Source organism: Halorubrum sp. SS7 (assembly GCF_005435055.1).
GTDB lineage: Archaea > Halobacteriota > Halobacteria > Halobacteriales > Haloferacaceae > Halorubrum > Halorubrum salinarum.
Genome location: NZ_SGXV01000010.1, coordinates 74,835 through 99,309 on the forward strand (window position 1 = coordinate 74,835; position 24,475 = coordinate 99,309).

Sequence of the window (24,475 nt, forward strand, 5' to 3'; positions counted from 1 at the left end):
AAAATCGGCTGAGTATCCCGAATGAAAATTTCCTCCGAAATGCTATATGTGTCACCGCTTAGTTATCATACATGATTGAGTCAACAGGCGTTTCGGTTCTTCTCGTTGATGATGACCCCGCTCTCGCGGGACTAACAGCCGATATACTCTCTGAACAGGAGAGCCAATTTGCTGTTGAAACAGTAACAAGCGCCAGCGAAGGGCTGGATCGACTCGCCACAGATAACTTCGATTGTATTGTGAGCGACTACGATATGCCCGGCCAGAACGGTATTGAGTTCCTCAAAACAGTGCGCGAGGAAGATCCCGCCTTGCCGTTTATTCTTTATACAGGCAAAGGTAGTGAAGCGGTCGCAAGCGATGCGATCGCTTCCGGTGTGACAGACTATCTACAAAAAGACTCTGGAACAGCTCAGTACACGATCCTTGCCAATCAGATTCGAAACGCCGTAGAAAGACATCGCCATCGAGACCGTGCCCAAGCGACTCGCGACCAGTTGCGCCAAATCATCGATATGCTCCCACAGCTCGTCTTCGCTAAAGACGAGACCGGTGAGTTTCTGCTAGCAAACGAGGCCACTGCCGACGCGTATGGGACCAGCGTCAATAACCTCGAGGGTGCTACAGACGCCGACTTCGCAGACTCCAAGGAGCAAGTTAGCCAGTTCCGCTCCGACGATCAGGCCGTTATAGCGTCTGGCGAGCCTAAACAAATTCCCAAGGAGACGTTGACGACCGCCGATGGTGAGACACGGCTCTTGGAGACGACAAAGATCCCTTACGACCCAGTAGAAACCGACAGCAACGCTGTGCTCGGGATCTCAACAGACATCACCCAACGTAAAAAAAGAAAAACCGAACTAGAGATGCAGTCCGCTGCGATGGAAGCGGCGATGGACGGTATCTCGATCCTGAACGAGGACCACGAGTATATCTACATGAACCAAGCCCATGCCGATATCTTCGATTACGAGGCCGGTGAACTCCTCGGCAGCACCTGGCGACGACTGTATGGCGACGACGAGATCACACGGATCGAACGGGACGTCTTGCCAGTAGTCGAAGAGAAAGGTGAGTGGCGAGGCGAGACTGTGGGTAAGCGACGCGACGGGACCACAGTCTCTCAAGAGATCACGCTCTCACTGCTTGACGATGGCGGTCTTATCTGTACAAACCGGGACATCACTGAGCGCAAAGAGCGCGAGCAGAAGCTTAAGCAGACGAATACTGTTCTCCGTACAATCGTTGAAAACCTGCCGATGGGAGTGCTCGTCGAAGATGCCGAGCGTGACGTACTCATGGCAAATGACCTACTGGGCGAAACACTTGGCAAACCTATCGATAGTGACGAACTTGTTGGGCGTGACTGTGCTGCGGCGGCTGAAGAGCTCAAAAACCAGTTCGCCGATCCTGAGGGGTTTATCCAAGGCATAGCAGATCGGATTGAACGCCGGGAGGCGGTTCAAAACGAGGAGCTCACCCTCGCAGACAATCGCGTTGTTGAACGCGATTACGTGCCGTACACCCTGCCAGAAGGTGAGGCGATTCTGTGGCTATACCGTGATGTAACAGAACGCAAGCAGCGAAAGGAGGAAGTTGAACGGAGCAGTCAGTTTCTGCGAGACACACAGGAAGTCGCAGCTGTCGGTGGTTGGGAATTTACTATACAGTCAGAGTCTTTGCGATGGTCGGATGAAATGTACCACATTCACGGAGTATCACGGGAAACTAATGTGACATTCGAAGACGCAATTGCATCCTATCACCCGGAGGATAGAGAGACCCTCCGAAAAGCCTTCAACCGTCTCGCAACCGAGGGCGAACCGTACGAACTGGAGGTGCGGATTCTCACAGTGGGAGGTGATGTACGGTGGATAAGCGCCCTTGGAGAACCAGAGTATCAAGATGATGAAATCGTCGCCGTCCAAGGGACGTTCCAAGACATCACCGAGCGCAAGGAACGCGAGCAGGAGCTTCGGATGGTCCGTGAGCGGTTTGAACGATTTGCCGGCAATGTCCAAGACGCGTTTTTCTTGTTACCAACTGACTACTCCGAAACCAAGTACGTGAATCCGGCAGTGGAAACAATCTACGGGATTACACCTGAGGAGGCCTACGATGACCCGACGGCTTGGCTCCGGCACGTCCATACCGATGACAAGGACGAGCTGCTCAAAAATCTGGAGGCCCAACAAGATGGAACAGTAGAGTGGCCAATCGAGCAGGAGTTCCGTGTCAACCATCCCAACCGTGGGGTACGCTGGGTACAGGCCCGCCTCGACGTAATTACCAACGAGAACGGCGATCCGTTTCGGATTACCGGTGTCACGACCGATATCACCAGACGAATAGAACGCAAACAGCAGTTGGAACAACAAACAGAGGAACTGGAGCATTTGGCGAACAAGTATGAATCACAGTACCGAACGCTGTTCGAGGAAGCCCCAGTAATGACGGTTCTCACTCGATCTGAAGACGACCGGCCGATTATTGAGGACTACAACAGCCAGTTTGTCGAGACACTTGGATACGATGCGGACGCAATAACCGGCAGCGAACTCACAGAATTCTACACACCTGAGTCGGAAGAAGAATTACAATCTGGAGGGTATAGCCGATCGATTAACGGTGAGTTCACTAGAGAGAAACGTGATCTAGTGGCTAACGATGGTGAGGTGGTAGAGGCTCTCTTGCGCTCGGTTCCACGTCGTACAGCAGATGGTGAGATCATCGGAACGGTAGCGATGTATATCGACATCACCGAACGTGAGTCGGTCAAGCGCACAAACAAACGGCTTGAGGAGTTCACAAGTGTTGTTTCACACGACTTGAGAAATCCATTACAAGTCGCCACGGGGGGGATTGAAATGGCATCTATAGAGTGTGACAGCGACTATCTGGATGAGGCAGAAAAGGGTCTCAACCGGATGGAGACGCTGATCGACGACCTCCTGATGCTAGCCCGTGAAGGAAAAGAAGTGACCGACGCACAGCCGTTCGATCTCGCCACGATGATTAATGGGTGCTGGGAGACCGTTGACACGGGCCAAGCAGCATTATTTAACAATGCCGAACGGAGTATACTTGCTGATAAAAGCCGCCTCAAGCAGGTGTTTGAGAACCTGTTTCGGAACTCAATCGAACACGGCGGATCTGATGTGACTGTGACGGTCGGGGAACTTGACGACGGGTTCTATATTGAGGACGATGGTCCGGGTATTTCGTCCGAGGAATATGATGACATCTTTGAGGCCGGGTACTCGAAATCGGCAGACGGAACCGGATTTGGGCTGAGTATTGTTGAAGAGATTATCGCCGCTCATGACTGGCAGATTCGTGTCACAGGCGGGAGTGACGGTGGAGCTCGATTTGAGGTTATGGATGTCGAATTTGAGAAATCATCAGGGGAGGTGTGACCTCCTCCCCGTCGTAAACAGTAGTTGCCGAACCTCACAAAGCACCCTCAGCTAGCTGTTTCTGAAGCCTGAGCTCTGTGGCGAAGCGGTTGTGCTGGGTGGCCTTGACGAGAAAATCTTCGACGAACTGACGCAGAGCTGTCGCTGTCGGCGGCGACTGCCGCCGACGCGACAGCGTCGCCACTCATGACGAAGGCTAGCCCTGTCGGAGAGTAGCGAGTAAACCGATCGTCTGGTGGTCGATTTGGGGAGACGGCCCGACGCGTCGCGAGGGCCGTCCACGCTGCCCGTTGAACCATATTGATGAACTCCTTGAACGACCACTTCCAGGGGCGACGCCCCCCACGGCGGGGCGTCGCCACGTACTCCCAGTGTAAATACCGCCAGACGTTCTGTAACAACAAGCTCACCACGACGTACAGCAGCCGTACGACCGGATTTTGTGTTGAGGTCGTCGCAATACTTTGTTTAGAGAGTCGATAGCTCGTGTCGATACCGAAGCGTTTCGCGTGGTGGTATCGAGCATCTCGTGGTGAGTCGATGAACGGCGCGTCAGTCCTTGCCACTGCCAGAACGTTCGGCCTTCAGCTGTCGAACCTCCCGTTCCACGTCGAGATCGTCCAGATCGTCGAACCGGACGATCAGCGTCTCGTCCTCACCAGCGTTCGCGTTCCGCCCATCGTTGTCGGCCGTGTCGACCTCGTTGGCGGTTGTCGGTTCGTCTCCGCTAGTCTCTCCTCCCGAAAGCCGGGCGTCGACCCGACGGACGAGTACGTACGTCGTGGCTGCAGTTCCAGCGGCCACGGCCCCGTAGGCGGCCAACAACGCCTCAGCACCGAACCGAGCCTCCAGCACTGGCCCTGCGAGCCACGCGAACACACAGACACCGACAAGAAACGCCGTGGCGACAGAAACGGCTCTGCTCATGTGGTGCGCTTCGGCGTCACCGGACAAAGCCCTTCGCTCGCCGAGTGCCGGTCCGTGGGCCTATCAGCACGCAGTCGAGAGGTTACACCGTTGATCGTCCGTGTCTATTGTTCGAGGATTAAAACATCATCTCGAGTGTTATACCCACTGATGATTTCTAACCAACAGATCGGTGTATAAAGACCCATCACAGAGGAATTCGTACTCTCTGACGTTAACCAACAGGGGTGGATAAGGGCGGTTTTGTTGGTTAAGCGGCCCTGTTGAGATCCTCAAGAGATAATAGGTTTCTGGGGATGTGCTAAATATAGAAACTTCGTCTCACAGGGTATTTTGCGAATCGCCAGTCATCTATATGATACTCGTTCTCGTAGTTAGCTCATGGTAGTGGATGTGCTCACGACGATAGAGGAGCTGTTAGGAGAGGTTCAAGAAGATATGGACAACCCGGACGCAAGTTACAAACTGAGGACTGCGAGACAACTTCTTAGTGTGCTTGAACAGCGTAACGAAGACCTAAGTATGGCAGTCAGCGAAGCAGTCTCCGACGATGAGTTGCTCGACCGGCTCCGTGAGTTAGATTATATACAGCCAGCAGTTGACGACTTCGCTGGATAGGATTGGTACGTGCTCGTACTGTTGGCGAACCTACCTGGTTGATAGATAGTACACGGCCGATTCGCACTCTATATTCAGCAAATGGTTGACGACAGATCGCCGGTTGAGGGTTTTAATAGAACCAATTCGACACGTACGCACGACTCGGGTTTGAGGAGGTAGGGTGTGCGTCAGTGGGGGTCGATATCGGTGGCCTCCTCCAGCCGCTCGACGCGTTCGCGCAGTTCTTCGAGGTTGGGATCCTCGGCCCGCGCATCCTCCAGCGGGCGGACATCGGTGAGTGCGTCGTCGACGCGCTTGTCCTCGGCCTCGCCGCCGAGGTAAAGATCGCGGCGATCCTGGTGGAGGCTCCGGAGCGTCGACTCAGCGATGCCGGTGTCGTCGGCGACAGTCGCGAACGACTCACCGCGGTCGACACGGGTGAGGGCCTCCCGGCACCGACAAGCAGCTCTATCAGATTGCTGATGCCGCCGCTGGCGACGCTCGTCTCGCGATCGGGATGCTTCGCAGCGCAGCCAGCACAGCTGATCGCGAAAATCACGAAGATATCACCAACGACATTCTCAGAGACGCTGCTGAAGATGCTCGGGCCCAAATCAAGCAGAAGAGTCTCGACTCGCTCACACCACACCAGCGGGTCGTCTACGATATTGTTCGCGACCACGGCCCGCTTGGACCCAGCGAGATTCACGACCGGTATACTGAGGCGGTCGACGATCCGCGGACGAAGCGCACCGTCCGGACCTACCTTTCGAAGATGGCACAGTACAATCTCTTGGAAGCAGAAGGGACGAGTCGAGACCGCAAGTACTCACTCGTTGATTCAGCAGCTGCGTCGCCGGTTTCGTAAAATTTGGTGAGCTATGAACCGAAGATCCCTATTTTTCTGGGTTGCTTTCATTGGATTGTGGATTGCTGCTATTGGAATGGAGGTGTTGAGATAAGGTCGAAGGATGAGGCGGTCAAAAGATCGAGTGGTTCATGCTCAGTTTCGACCGCCTCAGCGGCGATAGCGGTTGTATCGAGTTAGATTTTCTGGAGCGAGAGGCGACACCCAAGTCGGCGATGAAGCTCGGTATCCGACTCCATTTGGCTGGATTATCACTTTCGGATACCGTCTCGATTCTTGAGAGGTTGGGTGTCGATCGCCATCGAACCACCGTCCATCGGTGGGTTCAGAAAGCCGATCTACAGCCGACAGACGGTGCGAATCCGAATCACGTTGCGGTCGATGAAACCGTGATTCAGCTCAACTCTGAGCGATATTGGCTGTACGCTGCCGTCGATCCCGACACGAACCGGCTGCTCCACGTTCGGCTCTACCCGACGAGAACAAACGCGATATCCTCGATGTTTCTCTCAGAACTCCGTGGGAAACATCAGGTCGACGACGCGGTCTTTCTCGTTGATGGTGCTCCGTGGTTACAGGCGGCCTGTCATCGTCACGGGCTCCGATTCCAACACGTCACACATGGGAATCGGAACGCCGTCGAACGTGTCTTTCGTGAAGTAAAACGCCGAACAAACCAGTTCTCAAATACGTTTAGCCATAGCGAACCGAACACCGCCGAAAATTGGCTCCAAGCGTTCGCCTTCGCATGGAATCAGCTTATCTAAACACTACCATTGGAATAGCAATATTTAGCAGCCACACTCCAAATCAACAGACAGCTCGTAGTATTTTGAGCACGCTGGTAAGAGTACAAGCTGGTATCTTCGCGATTGTATTCTCCATCGTCATTTTGGGAGTACGACTCTCTGCCTCACGGTATTCCCCACGGCTTGCGAAGAGTTTCAGCTCAGATTCCACATACCGAGTGACAGTTGGGGTTTTCGCATTTTCTATCGCGATCGACATCTTTGGTCTCTTTGTTGTGGGGGCAGTTTCCGATGCTACCCTTAGAGTCGTACTCGCGTCATCTGGTATTCTAGCGGCTGGCTCATTCGTTTCTCTCTACGGATTTGTGAATCAGATACTAGAGAGAACGACTCCCGAGGGGATATTATCGCACATCGAAGACAAGCTAACGCCAAAATCGATGCTGGAAGAAGCTGAGTTATCAGCCGACGACGCAGCTCACCCAGATCCATTTCAGACGCTTATCTCTGTAATCAATTCCACAATCGAAGAGCATGATCGGGCGAGTTCCGCACTAGGCCTCTCAATCTTCGGAGACCGAGTTTCAGCGCTTATCAAGCAGAATGGGAAAGCCGAAGAAGACTCTCCAGTTGATCAGACAATAGAATACGTATGTAAAGACCAACTCCCCCTGATTCTGGAGCAAGCGGTTAATGAGGAACTGACTGAAACAGCTATACAATCTACTGAGACAGCAGGGACGATCGGGGAGGCGGCAATTAAGGAGGATTCCAATCGAGCGGTTGAACACGTAGTACGGGGGCAAGCCGGCTTAATCGATAACCTCCCCTACGAGACAAATGTGGAGCGAGTTCGAACGGAAGTTATCGAGACCTCTCAAGAACTAGTTAGTGCGGCAGCAGAAAATCAAGTCTATACTGGTTCCGCAGTTAGTGCTCGATTTCTTGGCTGGACAGCCGCTTCATCCATTATGAAACGCGATATAGAGGATGGTCGAAACCAAAGTTACACTTCCTTGTTGATTCGCCACTTTCCAAGCCTCATCTCAACGGTTGCTGAATCCGATATGGAGGTAAATGATCTAACTTACCATCAGTGGCTCCGAGCACAGAACAGCGAGCACGTTGAGCCGGTGACCCCTGTGGAGCAATTGATTGGTAGTGTATACGGTTCAATGGCAGAACTAACATCGGCAGCAATCAGATATGAGCTCAAGACAGGACAGCAGATCGTAAGGTGGGAGAGTGTGGCTAGTGGCTGGTCTAGTGGTCTCGATTCTCTCACCCAGATGAACTTAGACGAGATGGCACAGCTTTGGTTCGGAACGACGCTTTATTTGGAGTACATCGCCCGAGAGTCGTCTTCTGACATCATGTCTGGATTTGACTCGTATGGACGTCACAGAGTCACTCGCGACATCGGTGAGGAAACCGTTGAAAAGATTCAGGACGGTCGCCTCGACCCGACTGCTCGAATTGATTTCATACCGGGAGGGGTTGATCCCATTAAACATCCACTCACCGGCCACAAAACACCGATACTCCAAGACCCCGACCGGACATTTACAGAATGGATTAATACTCAACCCTTCATATTCCGAGGGAGACGTTTTGGACGGGTTGGTGAGCCCCCTACTGATGAAGACTTAGATGGAGGAGTTAATCAGTAAATTGTACGCCTAGAGACACACCATTAGATAACAGAGTGGAACCGCCATGACATAGAGAGGGGATTCACGAATCTCTCAGTACAAGTGATGAGAACCAGTAGATGGTCCGACTACTCTGCTATTGAACCCTAGCTTACGAAGATGATCGAGGCACGAGTCGGAGAGGCCCTGCGGACATAGAAGACGAACTCAGAGGGCTACAGTCTAGCACGCCGTAATTTGGCCAGTTCACCGCCAGATTTTTACACCGTTTCCTAATAGGAATCGTATGCCTAATAGGAAAGAGTCGATCTCAATAGAGTTACAGTATCCGTTTCCGGAGGATCGGGTATTCCGATACCAGGCAATGCAGGACGTTCTCAACGTTCTCATAGATCAGCCGTATGCGACATACTCGATGAGCGAACTCGCAAGCCTCACAGGGGCAAATAAGGGAACGATCTCAAAGGCGGTGACATTGCTTTCCGAGCTTGATGTCATCGAGATCGCACCAGATGGGCGGACTCAGCAGGTCCAGATTAACCGTGAACGGCTCACAAAACCAGATCCAATTCTCTCGATCCCGCAGAGCGAGTTCCACCAACCAGTTCAGGCATTTCTACAACGACTTCAGGACGAGTTGGATGGATTAGTCGGGGTCGTCCTGTTCGGAAGCGTCGCTCGGGGAGAGGCAGATAGGGCCAGCGACATCGACCTATTGGTGATCGTCGACAAAGACCAAACGGCAGCTCGCCGGACTGTCCAGACGGTTGTTAGCGATCTCGAAGACCAACGGTTCGAAGGGAATCGGTACACGTTCCAGCCGCTTGTCGAATCGACGGACAGCGTCCAACGAATCGGTGATCAACTTCGCCCTCAGTTCGACGGCGGGATCACGTTGGTCAGTTCCGACCAACTCTCCGAACTCCGAACCGAGGTGTATGCCGATGAATGACGATATCCGAGACCAGTTGGGAGAAGCCGAGCGGACCTTCGAGGGCAGTCCCGGAACGATCGAGGAGGGATTAGATGTCGACGACGCGGAGTTGGTCCAACTTCGCCGTGCCTGTCGGCTGCTGGAGGTGGGATCAAATCTCCTCGACCAAGGGTACTACACGGTCGTGATCGAGTCGGCGTTCGTCGCCATCGAGCGCACTATCCAGTTCCGATTGATCCACGATGGGGCAATGTCCGCGGCGGAGGTCATCAGTAGCCACCGCCGACTCTACCAACGTGGTGCCGAGATAGGCCTCTACGACGACGCGTTCGGAGAGGAGCTTGCCGAGCTGTGGAACCGAAACCGAACGAAGACCTATTACAGACTCGGTATCGCAACGAAGGAACAGGCAGAGGCAATGTACCGGCTTGCCGACGATATCCACCGCCACCTCATCGATATGACACGGGTATCACACGAGTGTATCTGTCGAGCCTGACCGGTATGATGCGTTTCCTGGGTCGCGGGCAACAATCAGGACGAATGTCTTCGAGACCAGGAACCGTGTCGGCCGCAGTTTCGACGAACTGTTCGAGTCAAAGCTGCCGTGGCTTCTGTTGTGTCTAATAAAAATATTCTGAATAATCATATTCTAGAATATCATATCTACAGATGTCATCATCGACGGGCTCGGTACAACGATGCTAACTAGCTTAACCAACAAATTGCCGGGGCCTACCGAAGTGTTGGTTAATCTGACGATCAAAGGCGACGGCCACCCCGGAAAGAGTCTTGGAAACAGTCTACCACTCCTCAAGATCCGGTGACAGAGTTCGAATTAGTGTCTGGTACATTCCTTTCTGGAAGTCCGGAAGCGCCGCGCCGTCGCTTATTGAGAGCGTGACTAGTTATCGAGTATGGGAGATCACCCACCATCGAACCGAATGGCGGCCGACAAGCCGACACGGGGGGCTGACCGCAATCGGACCTTGGCAGATCAAGCCGATCCAGCCACAGAAGAGATGCTCCTACCGTCACTCGACGACGGCGTCACGTTGCTCGACGTTGACGACGGCCGAGGCGTCCCAATCCTCCAGTCGCTCGTGCTGGACCATCTCCTGGTACACGATGGGCCCGCCTTCTGGGTTGACGCGAACGGCCACGCGACGACGACGACGCTGGCTCAGATCACACCGAGCCAGCGGTTGCTCGACCGGATCCACGTCGCACGTGGATTCACCGCGTACCAGCACTACGGCGCTGTCGACAATCTCCCGACGACAGTAAACCAGAGCATCCAGAAATCGACCGCTGTCACCGACACATCCGGTCGACAGTCAACGGTACAAAACGAAAACTCGTCTCCACACACCCCGTCGCTCATCGTCGCACCGGCTGTCGACGCCCAGTATCGCAGCGATGACACACTCAGGGAACAGCACGCGGAAACACTCCAAGCGAGAACCCTCGCTCGACTAGCGACGTACGCCGACAGCTACGACGTCCCGGTACTCGTTACTCGGAGTACGATCGACGAGTTCACAGTACCGGTCGCGACGGCCGCCAATCACCATCTTGAGTGTGAGCAAACCCGGATGGGGCCGCGACTCGTCGGTGACGAGTTCGAGACACTCGTCTATCCCGTTGATGACGGTGCGTACTACCAGACCACGTTCGCCTACTGGCGACAGCTGCTCGCTACGCGGGCGACACAGGTTGGCCTCGAACCCGCGACACTCCCGTCGTCGACGTCGAGTCCGCCAGGTGTCGGAACAGGCGTGACCGCTGACGGCGAGGCGACATCGCTCACCACAAGTCCGCTCCTCGATGCGTGGACAGCACCTAGGGGGCGCTAACAATGGGACGCACAAACCCGACATATCGGGATGCGCTGCGGGCCATCGAAGAGCGCTGGGCGGAGTTCCGTCGGGCACTCCGTCGTCACGACCAACCACGCTTCGACCGGCTGTTCGAGTACGCTCGCGAACACGCCGACGCGAGCGGGCTGTTGAACCATCAGAATCCACTGGTGCCGGCGCTGTTCAGTATCGATCTCGAACAGGAGGCCACATTGGAAGACCATGGGGAACGCCTCGAAGCGCTTGAACACCGGCTCAACGAACAGAGCACCGATGCGCAAGGACCCGATGGGGAAACCAGCGAGGAACCCCAATGAGTACACTCGCGACGATCGCATTCGACATCGAGACGACAGGGTTTTCGACGACTGACCAGTTGACCGTCGTCGGCTTTGACGCCGAAATCGGCTCGCGAGTGTTCCTCAATACAGACGGGAGTACGTGTGCCTCAGATATCGAAGAACGCGTGAACGACCATCTCACCACGCCAGTGACGCTCTCTGTTCATGACGATGAGAGCGTCCTGTTGGACGCCGTCAAGACGTTCGTCGATACCACGATCGCACAGCGAGATGTCAAACTCGTAGCGTATAATGGGGAAACCTGGAAAGGCGGATTCGATCTGCCATTCCTTCGAACGCGGTTAAGCCATCACGAACGCGAGTGGCCGTTCGCCGAGCTACCGTACATCGACGTGATGGAGGTCTTCTCCTCACGGTTCAATACGAGCGAGAACAGCCTCACTGGAGTGTATGGTGAGCTCGTGGCTTCCGGCCACGGCACAGTCGATCCATTTGGGGAAAGTAGCGAGGCCGTCGACGCGTGGGAGACTGGTGATTTCGAAGCGGTCGTACTCCACAACGTCGCCGATATTCGGCGTACACGAGCGCTGATGGACGTTGCGGAACGGTACTGCTCGAAATCAGACTTTTCGATGAAATCGCTCGATCCGGTGATGGATAGCCAGTGACTCGATTAACGTGGCGTCCGCCTTGTCGTGAACGGTGAGGAAGATATTACGGTGGATTTTCTGCGTCGTTGATCCCATCGAATGTTCCATTCGTATAGACGTATCGCCACCGTTGGAGAATCGCTCGCGTCACAAGACTTGTTTCAGACACGGCAATACAAGATGGGTCGACAGGACGGCTCAGAGCATCGGGGGGTGAATGGAAGTGTCGTCGCGGCGCGTCGGGTTTCGGGTGACAGTCAAACCGAAAATTTCGGTCTCGATCATCTGTGTAGTGTGCGGCGTAGTTCCCGGTGAGACTCCACCGGACGTCTATCCGGGCGGTTGACGCCGCTCCGACGCCGTCGGATAATTCAGCCGAAAGTGTCTGGGGATTCAGCGGATCGTCCAATGACGCGGTCTGGACCAGCGGCTCGAGGTCCACAATCAGGTCTCGGATTTCCCGTAGCGCCCCGGCGTCGATAGGACCAAACACCTCAGACTGTTCGTCTGGCTGAATATGGTGAGGGGGATCTCCGTCGTCACTCATACGACGATGGATGTATCGCCGTTACCATCGTCGTCCGTGTCCGTGCCAGTGAGGTGACCAGTCTGACTCACCTCACCGATCGCGAGTGTTGCCTGTGCGAGTGCGAGGTTGCGTCGCGTCGTTTGCCATTCTGTGAGGAGCGCACCATGATCGCTGTCGGCGTCCCCGATATCCAGTTCTCGGGCGAATTCCTCGGGTGAATCAACACCGTATTCCTCGCGCCACGCCTGGATCTGCGACTTCATATCGGCGATGCCGGACGCGATCTCTTCGGGCGTCCGTTCCGCGAGGAGCGACTGGGCGTGTTCGGTGACGATAGCGGTTTCCGACCGTCGGTAGTGTGTCGTCTGACCGTCCTGTGACGTCGTTACCTCACCAGCGCTCTCGAGCGTTCGCAGGTGCTTTCGCGCCGTGGTCGGTGAGACGCGGGCACGCTCGGCGATCTGTGCTACAGACAGCGGATCGTACACACGAGAGATGACTTCGTACACTCGTTCAAACGGCGTCGTCTCCTCGATCCATTCCTCTTCGACGACGTCGTTCACGTCACGGTGTTCGGTACCGCCATCCGGGCTCAGTCGGTGGGGCGGGGACGGCTCTTCGGACATTATGTGCCAACCAACGAGAGAGCGGTATAATAATCTGTGGGGTAGTATATTGTTCACCGAATTCAAGATATGGAGGACTGTCCATAGCAGGCTTAACCAACAACCATCTGTGAAACGGCCGTTCTGTTGGTTAACGCGCTACCGGAGGTTCAGCTAACAAACTCGGAAACAATTCTGGAAGTGGCGTTAACAGAGCGAATCCGCGAGAGTCCGCTGTTTCTGTCTAGGCGATCTCCATTCCCTGAAATCCGGAACAGACACGCCGGCGATTATGCGAGACTCCGGTGTAAAGACGGGAAGGTGGGTGACTTACGAAAATGCCGTTCACAATCGATTTCCTTGACGATGGTCGCGTCCTCGAGTGGGAGGCGACCAACGACGGCGCGACCGCGACCGAACACGACGACTACACGCCCCGTTTCTACGTCGCATCACGTGACCCTGACACCGACATCGATCTTACACAACTTCATTCACTATACGAACGCCATCCTGATGTCGTCGCGACCGAGATCGTATCCCGGCGGCCCGGATTTCGTCGTGACGGCGAGTCCGCTCTAGCTGTCGATGTCGACCACGTCGACCGCGTCACACCGCTTGCGCGACAGGCACACCAACTGATAGCGTACCCCGTTGGCGATCTCGCCTGCTTCAACGTCGATTTCTCACGGGAGTTTCGCTACTGTCTGGAGACGAATCGCGATCCAACGCCGGCGGCGGAACTGTCGATGCTCCGGCTCGATATTCCAGTGACCGAGACAGGCCAAGACACGTACAGCGAGCTCACGATTGCCGGCGAGACTGTTACCGGGTCAGCAGGTGACATCCTCACCACCGTCCAAGCGGCGATCGAAACACATGATCCAGACATCCTCGTCTGCTCGACGAGCGAGATCATCCCGACGCTACACGAGATGGCGACGAACGCCGGCGTCGACGACTTCTCGCTGAGCCGGTGGCCGGATGTCGACTACCAGCAGCTCGCGAGTCACTCAACGTACTCGAGCTACGGTCGCGTCGGCCACTCTCCGGCGCGGTACAACGTGCCCGGGCGGGCGATCATCGACGAGTCGAACACGTTCTTCTACGGGGAAACAAACCTCGACGGTGTCCTCGACCTTGTATCGCGCTCGAAAAAGCCCGTCCAGGAACTCGCGTGGGCATCAATTGGGAACGTCCTCACGGCAATCCAGATCTGTGAGGCCCACGACCGCGGTGTTCTCGTCCCGTGGAACTCCTGGCGGCATGAGTTCTTCAAGCCGACGGGGACGCTTCATGACGCCGACCGTGGCGGCTTCATCTTCGCGCCCGAGGTCGGCCTCCACGAGAATGTCCACGAACTCGACTTCTCCTCGTTGTATCCGAACATCATCTGTACGCGGAACGTCTCGCCCGACGTCATCCGGTGTGATTGTCACAGCGACCGCGACGATGTCCCCGGCCTCGGGTACTCAATTTGTGACGACCAAGGCTACCTCGTCGACGTCCTCCAGCCGATCATCGACGCGCGCGACGAGATCAAGACGGCCATCCGTCACGAGAAGGCTCGGGATGACCCCAACGAGGACAGACTGACGGAACTCGAAGGGCGGTCAGGCGCGCTGAAGTGGATCCTCGTCGCCTGCTTTGGATATCAGGGGTTCAGCAACGCCAAGTTCGGACGTATCGAGTGTCACGAGGCAATTAACGCGTATGCGCGCGAGATTCTCCTGACGGCGAAACAGCGACTTGAAGCTGGCGGGTGGCGGGTCATTCATGGCATCGTCGACTCCATCTGGGTGACGCCGGACCCCGACGTCGACGACGAGGACCGCAAAGATCTCAAGACACTCGCGACGGAGATTACCGAAGAGGTCGAGATCCGACTCGAACACGAAGCCCACTACGACTGGGTGGCGTTCGTCCCGCAGCGCGAGAGTGACGCCGGCGCGTTGACGAAGTACTTCGGGACGGTCGCGGGGGACGACGAGTTCAAGATACGGGGTATCGAAGCCCGACAGCGCTCAACCCCACCGTTCATCGAGGACGTCCAGCAGGATTGTCTCGACCGACTCGACGCGACTCGATCTCCAGACGCTGTACTTGACTGTCTCCAGGACGCAATCAAGCGCCTTCACACTGGAACGGTGCCGGTCAAGCAGCTCGTCGAACGGAATCGTGTCTCCAAGCCGCTGGAGGGATATACACAGAACACACAGAATGTAGCCGCGTTGAAGCGGGCTCAAGAGCAGAACCTCGCCGTCCATCCAGGGCAAGACATCGAGTACGTCGTCGTCGACGACGAGAAAACATCGCGAGAACGGGTCGCGTTGGCTCACGAAGAGATTGAGTCGTACGATGCGTCCTATTACGAGACACAACTCGTCAGAGCTGTCGAGAGTGTGCTGTCACCGCTTGGCTGGGACCGGACGGAGATTCAGCGAGAACTCGTGGAGACGCGGGTGCCAGAGTTGATGGCGTTCGCCACAAGGAACAGTTAACCAACACGGGAGCCATCTAGCATGGATTTGTTGGTTAATACTTAGTCAATGCCTTGGGACAGGGGAGACACAGCATCATGGGTTCCATCCCGTCAGTACACGGCACCAAGGAAGACTGTCGTATCAATCAGTACACGCGAGATCTACGGACGGACAGGCCGAGTGTCTTGGGGCTGGATCTGATAGCAGAAGACCAGACGAGGGAACGTCTTCACCTCACCAGACGGCAAGACGGACATCTTTCGACGAGCCCGACACGATGAGACACACACCCCTCTATCGATGTGTTCCAACTGAGTAGGCGAAACGAGGGAGAAACTCGATTCTCTGCTACAAACCTCGCTGTCGGCAAAGAACATCGACAGCGTCTCTCTATCCCTGGATTATCGTATTCAAGCCCGATGTATTTGTGTCGGGTTTCTAGGGACTTATTGTCGCTGGCCGAAACACATCGAACACATCGATAGAGGGGTGTGTGTGTTTGTGTTATTAGAAGAAGAGAAGAGAAGAGAAGAACCGACTCGAAATGAGTGGCTATGAGATGACGAGGACATTCCTTCTCTGTTCTAAACCGGTACGAGGACTGTATCGACCAGTTAGCTCAAATAAGATCCCGTCACACCCCACCCCGTGAAGACTTCGAACACATCGATAGAGGGGTGTGTGTCTTCGACCGGGGACTGCGAAACACATCGTCATCGGCTACGGCCAATTAACCCATTCTCTCGGGAATTATGCGGTTAACCGGGTATTACAGGTTTCAAACGGCTAATCACACTTCGATAGAGGTGGGGAACCTTTTTCATACAGGCGTGTATCAATTGGCCTATGGGTACTGACGACTCCGATGATCCCGCAGAGAATCCGGGACCGTCGGAGGACGAGGTGACGGCTCAGGCTGAGCTGTCGAGTGCGTCGCAGCCGGAGTCATCGCGACAGGCGTCATCGTCTCATGTCACTAACGGTGACTCACAGCCCGACGAAGGGGCAGATTCCGAGGGGCCATCACAGTCAATCGAGGATATGCTCCTCGAGTTCGACGATCAGGAGGGGCTAATTCGGGACCGAGAGCTACTCGATCCGAATTACGTTGTTGAAGAAGATCGCATCGTGGGCCGTGATGAGCAGCTCCAAGAAGTCACCAAGATGCTTCGGGTTGCCCTCGGCGATAACCGACCGCCAAACCTGTTCCTCTACGGCCCGTCTGGAACTGGGAAATCGCTAATTACGAAGGCAGTTTGTCATAATATCAGCCGTATCTGTGAGAGCCGTGACATCCGGTTTGGCACTGTTGAAGTGAACTGCCAGGATCTAGACACGCTTGGTATCGCCGTGTATGAACTCGTTCAGCAGGCTGCTGATGCGGCAGGAGTCCCTGTTGAGGTGCCAAAACACGGCGTGGCAACGAAAGAGAAGTGGGATGAGCTCTACCGGATCGTCAACGAGCATTTCGACTCTGTTGTGTTTGTCCTCGACGAACTGGACATGCTCGTTGGCCGGCGAGACAAACAAGAACCTGCGTTTTCACGGCTCCTGTATCAGCTCTCCCGGGCAGGGGCAAACGACGAACTGGACGCGTACATCTCCGTCGTTGCTATTTCAAACGACACGAAGATGATGGAATCCGTTGGGAGTCGCGCTGTCAGTTCGTTCACCCCAGAGGACGTCCATTTCGACGACTACGACGCAAACCAACTCCAAGCAATCCTCCGACGGCGTCAGGATGCGTTCCATGACGACGTCGTCGACGATGATGTGATTCCACTCGCAGCGGCGTTCGCAGCACAGACGCATGGTGACGCGAGGAAGGCGATCGATCTCATGCGGGTTGCCGGCGAGCTGGCTGAGCGTGAAGGCGACAACCGCGTTAGCGAAAAACACGTCCGTACCGCACAGGAGAAAGTCGAGAAGAATCGGGTGTTAGAGGTCGTTCGTGGTATCAGCACACAAAAGAAGCTCTGTCTGTACGCAACCGCAGCGGTTGCGTCCCAAACTGACGGTGGGAGCGCCAGGAGTACGACCGGCTATCGTGTGTATCAATATCTGACTGATGCTATTGACACGGATCAGTACCACCAGGAAACGTACGTGAATAAGATGAAAGAACTCACGACGTACTCTCTGGTCGACTTCGAGCGACGGAGCCACGGGCCCAGCTCGGGGATGTTCCTCGAGTTCCAGTTTGGCGAAAGTCCAGGGACAATTCTCGAGACACTCCGTGAAGACTCGCGTATTGAAGCGATTTCTGAAGAGGAGGTTACCTCCGTGGTCAAAGCGCAGATCCGAAACCAGACGTAGACATTTCAGTTATTGATGTGGTCTTTTGCGGCACGGTGTCCCCTGTTTTATGAGACTTTTCCATTATGTCTGATAGACACCCCTCTATCGATGTGTTCGATGGGTGGGCTATCGTGCTCTTCCACCCCGGTTATGAGACTTTTCCATTATGTCTGATAGACACCCCTCTATCGATGTGTTCATCGTGTCGGCTATCGACTCACCCATCCCGCTTATGAGCCTTTTCCATGATTTCCAATAGACACCCCTCTATCGATGTGTTCGATGTGTCGGCTATTGTGCTCTCCCACCCCGGTTATGGGACTTTTCCATTATGTCTGATAGACACCCCTCTATCGATGTGTATCCGGAGTTTGTTATCAGGTCTCACTTGATATCTGAGTAACTCATCCACGGGTGTTTAGTTATTTTCCATTGTTTCCGATAGACACCCCTCTATCGATGTGTGATTCTCCATGAGAGCCGCCAAAACGAACATATTCGGCAGATAAATATCACGTGCTCACCGACACCACCATCCCTCTCGAGTTGAGCGATCGCCATGCGAACTACTCGACCAGAGCCTGTATCGATGTGTTCTCCCGACCCGATCCTCGTCGACACCCCTCTATCGATGTGTACCGGATTAGGGGACAGGAGTGGTCACTCGTCGGGGTCAACCGGCCCTTTATATTTTGACTTCACCGAGCTTCCGGTCCGCCACTGCCAGTAGTAGTAGCGGTTGTCGTTGATCTCCTTGATTGTAATCGTGGCCTTCGTGGGGACGTCATCCGGGAAGTCGTCGGGTTGCTCGTCACTTTCGTCATCACCGGACTCTTCATCGACGTCGACTCCACGAGCCTTATGCGATGCCAACGCCTCAGCGTAGTGTGCGACGTACCGGAGCTGTTCAGGCGAGTAGCTGTTGAGTTTGTCGACCATCTCCGTTGAGAGGTCAGCAGGTGGCGTCGGTGGCTTGTGAGACATCTGCGATCTAGTATTAACCAACAGAGCGCGTAATGACATAGATTTGTTGGTTAACAAGATATCGTCTCGTCACGCTAAAGAGTGCGAATAGCAAACTATTCAGAAATAGACGTGCCGTTAGACGCCGTCCGGACGGGGGGCGTTCTCGTACTTGACCATCTTCTCGGGCTTGTCGGAAATGGTGTCGTAGATCTGCTGGAGCGTCTCCTCCGCAGCGAGCAGGTTGTGCTCTGCCAGGAACTCCCGCCCCTCGTCGGTCAGGCCATAGAACTTCCAAGGGTAGCCCTGCCGGCGATGGTCGTCGTCCAGGGCAACCTCTGTGACGATGCCGGCGTCGATGAGTTTCTGGATGTGCTTGTAAACGGTGGCATCGCTCACGCTGGGGTTGAGCTCCTCAAGCTCGTACATCGAGGGCAGCTGGTCGGGATGCTGGAGGATGTTGTTAATCAGCGCGAACCGCGTCTGTTGGGTGACGAAGTGGACGAGTTTGCGTTGGGTCGTGTCGTCCTTCTCGACCAAACTGGCGCCGATAGCTGCGTATTCGACTGTGAGTGTCAAAGTAGTTTACCCCTGAGTAAACTACGAATCCCAATCTGCTTAACCAACAATATCGTCCTATTGTCTCCTGTGTTGGTTAATAGAACCGACCACCTCCCCACGACTGATAGAGACGCAATCACTACCTTGGTTCCCCGCAGATACACTCGTGTCCCTGTCGGGATCGCCCAATAACGTACGCATGAATCTCGGTGGCGAGTTCGTACATCGCGTCTGTACGCGCTGCTGAGGCGAGCCCATCCTGCTAGTATGTTTTTGCTCGGTGGTCGCGCCAGAGATCAGCGAGAAAGGCCGCTATCGATTCGTCGAACACACCAACTGCTGCCGCCTCGCGGTAGACACCAGGATGTGTGCCAGGGAGATAATCCGGCTGTATCGTGCCTCGTTCGAGAAGCCGGAATTCCACGGTCCGTTCGATAGCCACGAACGATGCTTCGATGACGAGCGTGTAGTAGCTGGCATCCTGTAGTGCCTCGGCGCCGGCCAGCAAGCGACAGGCCTTCCGCAGCTGGAGGAGAGCGGCATCCTCGACATCAAGCCCAGCTTCGATATCTGTTGGGCGGCGGTCGAACGCGGCTTGTACGTTGTCGATGAGCTGGTCGATTCGCGTACTACTCATTGGCGATGACCTCTTTTCGGAGTGAGTCAAGCTGGTCGCTCCCATACACTGTAATGCCCTCCGCGAAGATGTTATGGAGTTTTGACCCGACTCTCCGTGCGCTCTCGGCGGATTCAACATACGGTTCGAACGCGAATCGGTCACCGTCGAAGCGCTCTGATTGGAGTTCTGCGACGACGTCGGTGACCTGTCGGCGAGCTGTCGTCCGGTCGCCATCGACGACGACAAAACAATCGATGTCACTTTGCCGGTCAGCCTCCCCCCGAGCGACACTCCCGAAAATAACGATACCGAGGAGGTTGTCGATGTTGTCGGCGTTAGTGAGCGTAGCTTCTACGCGGGTAACGAATGCCCGAATCGGTGTATGGAACTCCGACTGCGGAATAGCAAGTACCGGATCGTCCTTCTGGAGGCGGTTGGGGTCGATCGCGATGTGGTTTCGTTGTGGCGTCTCTCGAATTCGGATGGCCCCGATACTGTCGAGCAGGTTCACAGCTCGCCAGACCGTTGAGCGGGTGACACCTGTGGCGTCGACAAGTTCAGGAATCGTAAACTCCGTCTCGTGAGCGTCGGCGAGTAGCCGGAGGATGTCGTCTGCGGCACCGATACGAAACACATCAGTATCCTGGTCGGGATACGCATCGATACAGACCGTTATATCCTGTTTTGTAATTTCAGACACTATCTGATATTGCGCAACAAGATATAAACAAATAGCGGCGACACGCAGACAGACGCTCTACCACTCCCCGGGTGATCCGGCTAGGACTCTGTCGGCTCCAGCATGGCTGGCTCGACATTGATTCGGAGGCGATACGTATTGTCGATCGATCCGGTGTCGGGCCGCGTGGGGTCCAACAAGGTCCGATACGAGTAGTCGTGGAAGCGGCTCTGGATGTCCAGCCACTCCTGGAACTCCTCACTAGTCTGCGCGTCGTCGACGCCGGCGACGAGGTCGTCGATCCACTTTTTGATGGTACTGTTCATTTCGTCTGATCGCGTGTTGGTCTCTTCGAAGGAGATCGACGAGTCTCTGGTCGTGGACATCGTGTTCACCGAATCGAGTTCACGGCGACTGCGTCTGTTCAGATCGTGCCGCACCCCTCAGGGGCGTCTAAAAACACATCGCAACAGCGCAACTGACCGGTTCAATCGATTCTGCGGGGGAAATACTCAAAGTACAAATACTACAGATCGGTCACCGATGGGGACTTACGACTGCTCCTACCACCTCTACAAAACGAGGGGGCAGATTGCTTGATGTTGCTACTGGTTCCCCTTTTATTCATCTATGACCACACTCTCGAAACAGCGGATTCAGCACAATCAGGTCGCGATCTACGCCGTCGCCGCTCTCCTCTCGGTTGGGGCCGGGTTTGGGCTCCCAAGTGCGAGCTCGGTCCTGGAACCGCTCATCAATCCCGTGTTGGCCGTGCTGTTGTACGTCACATTCCTCGAGATACCGTTCGTCCGGATCCGGCGTGCGTTCCGAAACGGCCGGTTCATGGCGGCTGCGCTGGGTATGAACTTCTTGGTCGTGCCGGTCGTCGTATTTGGGCTCACGCGGTTCCTCCCGCAGGAGCCGGTGATTCTCGTTGGCGCGTTCATGGTGTTGTTGACGCCGTGTATCGACTACGTCATCACGTTCACCGAACTCGCAGACGGTGACGCCGAGCAGATCACGGCCGCGACGCCGGCGCTGATGCTCATCCAGCTGTTGTTGCTCCCGCTGTATCTCTGGCTGTTCATGGGTCAGCAGGTAGCCGAGTTCATCGAGGCTGGGCCGTTCATCGAGGCGTTCGTCGTCATCATCGCGCTGCCACTGACGCTCGCATGGGCGACCGAATACTGGGCGGAGCGCTCCAGCCGCGGCGCCCAGTGGCAGGACACGATGGGATGGTTGCCGGTCCCGATGATGGGGGCGACGCTGTTCGTCGTCATCGCCTCTCAGCTGCCTCGCGTACAGGACTCGATCAAACAGATCGCGGCAGTCGTCCCCATCTACGTCGCGTTCTTGATCATTATGCCGCTCCTCGGTCGATTCGTGGCGGGAGTGCTTGGGATGGGGGCTGGCGAGAGCCGGGCGCTCGTGTTCACCTCCGTCACCCGGAACTCGCTGGTCATTCTTCCGCTGGCACTCGCGTTGCCGTCGAGCTATGCGCTCGCACCGGCGGTCGTCGTCACCCAGACCCTCGTCGAACTGACGGGGATGGTCGTCCTCACCCGAGTCGTCCCGGCGTGGTTAGTGCCAGAAGCTCCCAACCAACTCCTTGATCTTGATGTTGGACAAGGTGACTGAGCCACCTTCGATCCTACAAACGAAACCGTAGGCTTCGGTCAGCGGAGCTCGTGGCGTTCGTCCGCGAAGCCAACCGTGACGAGGTACTCGAGGAATTCGCCGAACCTGAACTGGAGGCCGCGTATCGAAACCTCGATGAGGATACGTTCGAGCAGCTGGCGGTCGGTGCGGCCGCGCCGTTGTTCGCGTTGCCGGACATCGACGGAGGGAGATGGGACCCCGCGGATGCGATCGGGGACGGCGAGTGGACGGTCCTGATCTGGGTGTTCGCCGACTGGTGTCCAGTCTGTCACCGCGGGTTCGACGAGCTGATCGAGCTTCGCGACGAACTACACGAGGCGGACGTCAACGTGGCGACGATCGAGTGTCACGGCGGCTACCGCGGCCGAGTGATGGTCAGACGGGAGCTCGAACCGGAGTACTGGTTCGCCGAGGAGTCGTTCATCGAATCGTACGCGGAGCGGATCTGGTGGCCGCACCTCCTCGACCGCGCGGGAGCGGTCGGCGCGAAATACGGCGTCGATCCGATGTCCTACGCCGTCCACGCCGAGTATATCAACCGCCCCGCGACGATCATTCTCGACCCGAACGGCACCGTTCGCTTCGCGTATTACGGAACGTTCTGGGGCGATCGGCCGTCCATCGAGGAGACTCTCGAAATGATCCGGTCGAAGGAGTTCGAGTTCGAGCACCCGGAACGACGGCACGTCGCGTCTGAGCGATTCCCCGGGCCAGCGGAATACGAATTTGCGGTTAGGGAATCGTGAGCGCGAACAGGGTGAGATTGTGAACCGCAGGGAGGAGACCGGCACCACCGGCGATGACGAGCAGACCGGCGGTCTCTCGGCCGACATAATCGCTGTCTCTGTCGAGGACAGCCAAGACGAGCAGGGCGGCCGCGATTTTCACGAGCAGAAAGAGCACGACGCCGGATGGGCCGATGCCGTCTCCTGCCTGAATGATCGTCGCGGAGATCGGATTCCGTTCAATCGTCCCGAGGTGCCGGAGTCCGATCCCAGTGGTCGTCCCGTCGAGGACGTGCGCGAAGAGGACTCCGCCACCGAGCCACCCGTGGGTGGACAGACGTAAATCTCGAACCCCTCGCAGGACGGGTCCGGTGATACCGAACGCCAGCACGATTGCAACGGCGTTCCAGACGAGAACCCGCCAGTGGAGTGCCCCAGTTGCGAGGAGACTCGCTCCGCCGACGGCGATAGCTGTGAGGACGCCGCTCACGGCCGTCCATCGAGAGACGTCGTTCACCCCGACGACGTCGAGTATCAGCCACAGCCCTGCAACTAGCCCCGTAACCGCGAGGTACACCGTTGGGCTCTGAACGAATCCAGCGGTCAGTCCAGACAAGGGTACCGAACGGCCGACGGCAACCGCGACACCGATGACGGCGAACCACGGAAGCGTCGCCGCGATATCGGCCCCGGTCACGGCGACGTGGCGACGGCGAAGGGCCCACGCTATCGAGACAATTGAAATACTAGCGAGGACGAACGCGACGCCGGAGTCGATCATTTTGACGGGTTTGGACAACCGTACGTGGGGGACCGCCGCTCCCGGCCGTCGTCTGGGACCACGTCAGGTGTACGTCTCCTCGAGGTAGGAGACGATGTCGTCGCTCTCTGCCAGCCCCTCGATCCCGTGTTCCGGATCGACGAGCACCGGGACCCCAGACTGTCCACTCACGGATTTTACTTCGAACCGGAGAAATCGGAATGGGAGTACGTTGTGCGTCTCGTATTCCAGGCCCAGTTCGTCCAGTTTGGTTTCGACCTTCGCGCAGTACGGGCAACCGGGGAGCCGGTAGAGTTCAAGCATTAGAACTGGGTAGATAGTGAGCGCAGCCGCATTAAACACTCTTCGCGGCTGTGAACTGAATTCACACGAGCGTGTGGCTGGCGGGACGAACGGACAAACACCGCCGGAATCTCTCGTGATTCCTTCGGAGACGACTCACTCGATACAGCAGCTCATCGTCGACGTATCCCTGCGGAACGCCTGACACGCTTGCTTGAACGCTTCGCTGAACGTCGGGAAGGGGTGAACAGTATCGATGATGTCGTCGACGGTGAGGCCGAACTTCACCGCCAGCGTCGCTTCCATGATCATGTCGGCGGCACGGGGGCCGACC

At 56.0% G+C, this 24,475-nt stretch carries 20 protein-coding genes and 5 pseudogenes; 14 read left to right on the forward strand and 11 right to left on the reverse strand.

The genetic code is table 11. From position 1 onward, the window contains the following. Positions 1-71 precede the first annotated feature (71 nt). Positions 72-3,416, forward strand: a complete 3,345-nt coding sequence (locus tag EXE44_RS11040) for a PAS domain S-box protein (protein ID WP_137717177.1) — start codon at positions 72-74, stop codon at positions 3,414-3,416. A 215-nt stretch (positions 3,417-3,631) separates the two neighbouring features. Here EXE44_RS11040 and EXE44_RS11045 read toward each other — a convergent pair. Both EXE44_RS11045 and EXE44_RS11050 read right to left on the reverse strand, forming a co-directional pair. Then, positions 3,632-3,970 (reverse strand): annotated as a pseudogene (locus tag EXE44_RS11045) (ISH3 family transposase); the annotation flags it as partial. Further along, entirely contained in the window at positions 3,969-4,343 is a 375-nt protein-coding gene (locus tag EXE44_RS11050) for a hypothetical protein (RefSeq protein ID WP_092563063.1), read from the reverse strand. The pseudogene EXE44_RS11045 and the gene EXE44_RS11050, both read right to left, overlap by 2 nt. A 381-nt stretch (positions 4,344-4,724) precedes the next feature. Between EXE44_RS11050 and EXE44_RS11055 the strand changes: the two genes are divergently transcribed. The 9 genes and pseudogenes from EXE44_RS11055 (at position 4,725) to EXE44_RS11100 (ending at position 11,975) form a co-directional block, all read left to right on the forward strand. Next, positions 4,725-4,961: a hypothetical protein gene (locus tag EXE44_RS11055; RefSeq protein WP_092563060.1), complete on the forward strand. Its 237-nt coding sequence runs from the start codon at positions 4,725-4,727 to the stop codon at positions 4,959-4,961. 436 nt (positions 4,962-5,397) lie between these two features. Beyond that, positions 5,398-5,811, forward strand: a pseudogene (locus EXE44_RS11065) (BlaI/MecI/CopY family transcriptional regulator); the annotation flags it as partial. Between the two features lie 131 nt (positions 5,812-5,942). Further along, the gene (locus EXE44_RS11070) at positions 5,943-6,578 is read left to right on the forward strand and encodes an IS6 family transposase (protein ID WP_137717178.1); all 636 of its coding nucleotides are present in this window, start codon (positions 5,943-5,945) and stop codon (positions 6,576-6,578) included. Beyond that, positions 6,560-8,230, forward strand: coding sequence for a DUF2254 family protein (locus tag EXE44_RS11075; RefSeq protein WP_137717179.1), 1,671 nt, complete (start codon positions 6,560-6,562; stop codon positions 8,228-8,230). Before EXE44_RS11070 ends, EXE44_RS11075 begins: the two co-directional genes overlap by 19 nt. Positions 8,231-8,498: 268 nt before the next feature. Further along, entirely contained in the window at positions 8,499-9,164 is a 666-nt protein-coding gene (locus EXE44_RS11080) for a nucleotidyltransferase domain-containing protein (RefSeq protein WP_241991817.1), read from the forward strand. Continuing rightward, entirely contained in the window at positions 9,157-9,645 is a 489-nt protein-coding gene (locus tag EXE44_RS11085) for a hypothetical protein (RefSeq protein WP_137717180.1), read from the forward strand. Before EXE44_RS11080 ends, EXE44_RS11085 begins: the two co-directional genes overlap by 8 nt. Positions 9,646-10,063: 418 nt before the next feature. After that, a complete protein-coding gene (locus EXE44_RS11090) occupies positions 10,064-11,002 on the forward strand; it encodes a hypothetical protein (RefSeq protein ID WP_137717181.1) in 939 nt (312 codons plus the stop codon). Positions 11,003-11,004: 2 nt separating this feature from the next. Next, a complete protein-coding gene (locus tag EXE44_RS11095; RefSeq protein ID WP_137717182.1) occupies positions 11,005-11,322 on the forward strand; it encodes a hypothetical protein in 318 nt (105 codons plus the stop codon). After that, positions 11,319-11,975, forward strand: coding sequence for a ribonuclease H-like domain-containing protein (locus tag EXE44_RS11100; protein WP_137717183.1), 657 nt, complete (start codon positions 11,319-11,321; stop codon positions 11,973-11,975). The genes EXE44_RS11095 and EXE44_RS11100 overlap by 4 nt, the downstream gene beginning before the upstream one ends. A 525-nt stretch (positions 11,976-12,500) precedes the next feature. Here EXE44_RS11100 and EXE44_RS11105 read toward each other — a convergent pair. Beyond that, on the reverse strand, positions 12,501-13,049 hold the full coding sequence (locus EXE44_RS11105; RefSeq protein WP_137717193.1) for a winged helix-turn-helix domain-containing protein: 549 nt from the start codon (positions 13,047-13,049) through the stop codon (positions 12,501-12,503). A gap of 380 nt (positions 13,050-13,429) precedes the next feature. Here EXE44_RS11105 and EXE44_RS11110 point away from each other — a divergent pair, with 380 nt between their 5' ends. Together EXE44_RS11110 and EXE44_RS11115 are read left to right on the forward strand one after the other, a co-directional pair. Further along, complete coding sequence (locus EXE44_RS11110) at positions 13,430-15,592, forward strand: type B DNA-directed DNA polymerase (RefSeq protein ID WP_137717184.1); 2,163 nt, start codon at positions 13,430-13,432, stop codon at positions 15,590-15,592. A gap of 828 nt (positions 15,593-16,420) precedes the next feature. Beyond that, positions 16,421-17,890, forward strand: coding sequence for an orc1/cdc6 family replication initiation protein (locus tag EXE44_RS11115; protein WP_173230877.1), 1,470 nt, complete (start codon positions 16,421-16,423; stop codon positions 17,888-17,890). Between the two features lie 642 nt (positions 17,891-18,532). Here EXE44_RS11115 and EXE44_RS11120 read toward each other — a convergent pair. The 5 genes and pseudogenes from EXE44_RS11120 to EXE44_RS11140 all read right to left on the reverse strand — a co-directional run. After that, positions 18,533-18,856: a hypothetical protein gene (locus EXE44_RS11120; RefSeq protein ID WP_137706893.1), complete on the reverse strand. Its 324-nt coding sequence runs from the start codon at positions 18,854-18,856 to the stop codon at positions 18,533-18,535. Between the two features lie 117 nt (positions 18,857-18,973). Next, positions 18,974-19,387, reverse strand: a complete 414-nt coding sequence (locus EXE44_RS11125) for a MarR family winged helix-turn-helix transcriptional regulator (RefSeq protein WP_137717195.1) — start codon at positions 19,385-19,387, stop codon at positions 18,974-18,976. Positions 19,388-19,535: 148 nt separating this feature from the next. Continuing rightward, positions 19,536-20,033: pseudogene (locus tag EXE44_RS11130) on the reverse strand (hypothetical protein). Further along, positions 20,026-20,715, reverse strand: a complete 690-nt coding sequence (locus EXE44_RS11135; RefSeq protein ID WP_199241203.1) for a nucleotidyltransferase domain-containing protein — start codon at positions 20,713-20,715, stop codon at positions 20,026-20,028. Before EXE44_RS11135 ends, EXE44_RS11130 begins: the two are co-directional and overlap by 8 nt. A 173-nt stretch (positions 20,716-20,888) precedes the next feature. After that, positions 20,889-21,080, reverse strand: a pseudogene (locus tag EXE44_RS11140) (DUF955 domain-containing protein); the annotation flags it as partial. Between the two features lie 244 nt (positions 21,081-21,324). Between EXE44_RS11140 and EXE44_RS11145 the strand changes: the two are divergent. Both EXE44_RS11145 and EXE44_RS11150 read left to right on the forward strand, forming a co-directional pair. Continuing rightward, the gene (locus EXE44_RS11145; RefSeq protein WP_137717185.1) at positions 21,325-22,332 is read left to right on the forward strand and encodes an arsenic resistance protein; all 1,008 of its coding nucleotides are present in this window, start codon (positions 21,325-21,327) and stop codon (positions 22,330-22,332) included. A 155-nt stretch (positions 22,333-22,487) separates the two neighbouring features. Next, complete coding sequence (locus tag EXE44_RS11150; RefSeq protein ID WP_274595376.1) at positions 22,488-23,099, forward strand: peroxiredoxin; 612 nt, start codon at positions 22,488-22,490, stop codon at positions 23,097-23,099. Here the strand turns inward: EXE44_RS11150 and EXE44_RS11155 are convergent. The 3 genes and pseudogenes from EXE44_RS11155 to EXE44_RS11165 all read right to left on the reverse strand — a co-directional run. Further along, positions 23,086-23,859: a DUF63 family protein gene (locus EXE44_RS11155; protein ID WP_137717187.1), complete on the reverse strand. Its 774-nt coding sequence runs from the start codon at positions 23,857-23,859 to the stop codon at positions 23,086-23,088. The two genes, EXE44_RS11150 and EXE44_RS11155, sit on opposite strands and share 14 nt — an antisense overlap. A 63-nt stretch (positions 23,860-23,922) precedes the next feature. Then, positions 23,923-24,162 carry a glutathione S-transferase N-terminal domain-containing protein gene (locus EXE44_RS11160; protein WP_094552830.1) on the reverse strand — a complete coding sequence of 80 codons (240 nt, stop codon included), beginning with the start codon at positions 24,160-24,162 and terminating at the stop codon, positions 23,923-23,925. 135 nt (positions 24,163-24,297) lie between these two features. Then, positions 24,298-24,475 (reverse strand): annotated as a pseudogene (locus tag EXE44_RS11165) (mercuric reductase); the annotation flags it as partial.